The organism is Chitinibacter sp. GC72 (assembly GCF_009760905.1).
Taxonomy (GTDB): Bacteria; Pseudomonadota; Gammaproteobacteria; order Burkholderiales; family Chitinibacteraceae; genus Chitinibacter.
The window spans coordinates 1-3,387 of sequence record NZ_VIRW01000042.1; the positions used below are offsets into that span (position 1 = coordinate 1).

Consider the following 3,387-nt stretch of genomic DNA (forward strand, 5'->3'; position numbering starts at 1 on the left):
GGCAATTTGGTGGTAGGACGAAAAACTTCACCGGTGAAGTTTTTTGGGCGCGCGGCTATTTTGTTTCGACGGTGGGTTTGGATGAAGCAATGGTCAGAGCCTATATCCGAAATCAAGAAAAGGAAGATGAGCGTTACGACCAGATGAAGCTGGGGTTGTGACTCGCCGCCTTGGGCGGCACTTGGTTTGTTGACGCCTTCGAGGCGTTCCTCTAATAAGCCCCCAGCTTTGCTGGGGGTCATTTAACTTTAGAATGTCACTTATCTTACATTTTGCCATTTTGATACTTGCTATCCATTTATGCTGTAAGCATAATGGTTTTCCCTTACGTCAAACCCTGTGCCTGGTTTAAATCCAGGCACAGGGTTTGGCAAAAATGGAGATAGCAGGTGTTCTGTTCTGGCTGCTGTGCCGTGTATGCATGGCACAGCAGCGCCTGCTTTAAAACAACAACTGACCACTTTTAAAGAGAAAACCATGAGTAATTACGCATCATCGCCGAACTTTGCCAACGGTTTCCCCACCCCAGGCCCGCAAACGCCGAATCCGCAAGATGTCATGAATCATGTGTTCTTTTTGTCTGAAACCGAATGGAAGCAGGCGCGTGAAGAGCAGAAATTTGACTACATCATTATCGGTAGCGGTTTTTGTTCGCTGGCCTTTGCCGAACGCATTCTGGCGAAAACGCCGCATGCCAATATCCTGATTGTCGAGCGTGGTCCGTTCTTTTTACCTGAGCATTTCCAGAATCTGCCTTTGCCTTACCAGTCGACCTTGGGTGGTTTGTCAGAAACATTCCCGTGGACATTGGCGGCCAAAACAGCGCATCAGCCTGCCGGGCATATTAATGGACAGCACGGGATGGTGCCGTTCTTCGGTGGTCGCAGCATTATGTGGAGTGCATGGTGCCCGCGTCCGACCACTGAGGAAATGGCAGGTTGGCCAGCGGAAACGATTGCTGCCGCTCAGGCGCATTTTGCGTCGGCTGAAGCCTTGCTCAATGTCATTCCGGCTGATCAGATCGACGCACATTTGAATGAGCAGATGCTGGCTCAGGTTTCGGCTAGCCGCCCGGTGTACGGCGTGATGCAAAAATCGCTGCAAAAAATGCTGGCCGACAATTTGCACAAAGTTGACTCGGCAACACGCAGCATGGCCGCGCCGCTGGCTGCTGGTGCTGGCTTGGGCGAGGGGCTTGATTTTGCCAAATTCTCCACGCCGTCGGTATTGCTTGAGTTGTCACAAAAACAAAAGGCCTTGAGCAATATCGGGAAGGGCAGCCCTTTGCGCATCGTAACCGAATGTATTGTGAATCGCCTGATTCAGCAAGACGGCCAGGTAACTGCATTGGATACCTCGCGTGGTGTAGTGAGCGTGGGCGACGCAAAAGTTGTGCTGGCCATGGGGACTTTGCCGCCAACTACTTTGCTGCTTAATTCTTTCCCGGAAGTGAAACGCGCTGGTGAGCGCTTTACAGCACACTTTATTACCTCGGTGGTGGCCCGTGTTCCACGCGCCGATTATCCATTTGCCGACCAGCTCAATGAGCTGGAGCTGGCAGCGATCTATATGGCAGGGCAGAACAAGGAAAGCGGCATGCAATATCATGTTCAGCTCTCTGTGCTGTCGGATGAAAAGCCCGAACAATACGCTCAGCGTGCGGCGCGCTATATGCCCGACGTGGTGGCTACTGCGTCAATGGCTCAGCTGGAAAGCTCGAAAGACTATCTGGTGTTTGTGTGTGCCGTCTTGGGCGAAATGGATTACCGCAATCCAGAAAATCACTTGCGCCGTAATGGGGATGCCAATCCGACGACCAATGTGACGTTGCAGGTTTTGGCAAATGATGTCGATCGTGCCACGTGGGACACCATGGACGAGGGAACCTTCCAGATGATGGAACGTGCACTCTCGCCAAAAGGCGCAGCCCAAGTCGAATACTGGCATGGTGATGCCAATGTGGGTACTTGGCAAAAGGCGCCACCACCGATTGCCCAGCGCCGCGTGGGTAGCCTAGTGCACGAAGGATCTACCCTATGGATTGGCAACGATGGGCAAAGCCCGGTTGGCCTCGATTACCGTCCAGACGGGGTAGAAAATGTCTATGTCACAGGCGGTGCTTTGTGGCCAACCAGCGGTTCATGGAATCCAACCATGACCATGGTGGCGCTGGCGCAAGACTTGGCCGATCAATTATTGGCTGCCAAGGGTGATCAATAATGCTGCCCACCCAACCCCCGATGAGTGTGGAAGATGTGCTGGATAAACAGGATGGCGTTTATCTGTGTATCAAAGACCACAACTCCGTTTTCCTGTGGGTGAACGACAATTTTGCCAATCTGGTCGGCATGAGCAAAGCGCAACTGATCGGACATCGTGACGACAGGGCGGAGCACGTGGCGCATGACCAGCAGGTGATGGCCAGTGGCAAGCCTTTGCTCAATTTCCATGAAACCATCGATATTCCCACTGGCGATGGCGCAATGCGCAGCGTGGAAATCGTGACGCAAAAAGGTCTGCTGCGCCAACCCGATACCGGCGAAATCATCGGCATTACCGTGTGTTTTGCGCTGCGTTACCCTGAGCTGGTCAACGATGGTACTCCGGTGCCCAAAATTGTCCCCAGCCAGCAGCGCACCCCCGATGCCGAGTTCTGGATCAAACAATTGGGCATGACGAGCGCCGGTGTTGGTGGCTACTTTGCCGCAGGCGCAGTGGCGGACGAAACCATTGCCCAGGCCGCTTTGCCTGCGCGTTTTGAGTCCGACCATCGCCTGTATTCATCCAACTACTATCTACTGCAATCGCCAGATGTATTGCAGCTGCATACGTTGAGGCAGGATGAAGTGTGGTTTCATCATGATGGGCTGGCGATCCGCTTGCATATTTTTGCCCCTAATGGCCAATACAATGCAGTGGATATTGGCCGTGATGTTGAGCAGGGGCAACATCTGCAGGCTGTCGCGCCTCATGGCTGCTGGTTTGGCGGTGAAGTGATCGGCACCGGCTTTGTGCTGGCCAGCTGCAGCCTCTCGCCGGGCTATGAAGCAGAAGATTCAAGTAAGCCCAATCCAGCTCAGATTGCTCAGCTTAAAGCGGCATTTCCTGAGCAAGAGGCAATTATTGAGCGTTTGACCCAGTAATTAATCTGAGGTAAACCCCCGGCTTTGCCGGGGGACTCACCAAGGTTTGACCTATACAACGGTCATTGTGAAGCTCCGATCTCGACCAAGAGAAGGAGTTTCAAATGAAAGAGTATCAAAGTCTGAGCCATACGCGTTGGGATTGTAAATATCACGTGGTGTTTATCCCCAAGGCGAGAAAGAAGCGATTATTCGGCGCATTGCGCCGTAATCTTGGGGTTATTTTCCATGAGCTGGCACAGCA

4 protein-coding genes are annotated in these 3,387 nt (G+C 52.8%); all 4 read left to right on the plus strand.

Annotated elements, in window-relative coordinates; translation table 11 throughout:
• On the plus strand, positions 1–161 hold a 161-nt coding region (locus FLS37_RS16545), incomplete at its 5' end, for a transposase (RefSeq protein ID WP_198314570.1).
• Between the two features lie 316 nt (positions 162–477).
• Positions 478–2,220 carry a GMC oxidoreductase gene (locus FLS37_RS16550; RefSeq protein WP_157671065.1) on the plus strand — a complete coding sequence of 581 codons (1,743 nt, stop codon included), beginning with the start codon at positions 478–480 and terminating at the stop codon, positions 2,218–2,220.
• Positions 2,220–3,143 carry a cupin domain-containing protein gene (locus FLS37_RS16555; RefSeq protein WP_157671066.1) on the plus strand — a complete coding sequence of 308 codons (924 nt, stop codon included), beginning with the start codon at positions 2,220–2,222 and terminating at the stop codon, positions 3,141–3,143. The genes FLS37_RS16550 and FLS37_RS16555 overlap by 1 nt, the downstream gene beginning before the upstream one ends.
• A 104-nt stretch (positions 3,144–3,247) precedes the next feature.
• Positions 3,248–3,387 (plus strand): transposase (locus tag FLS37_RS16560; protein WP_198314525.1); only part of this gene is annotated, 140 nt, incomplete at its 3' end.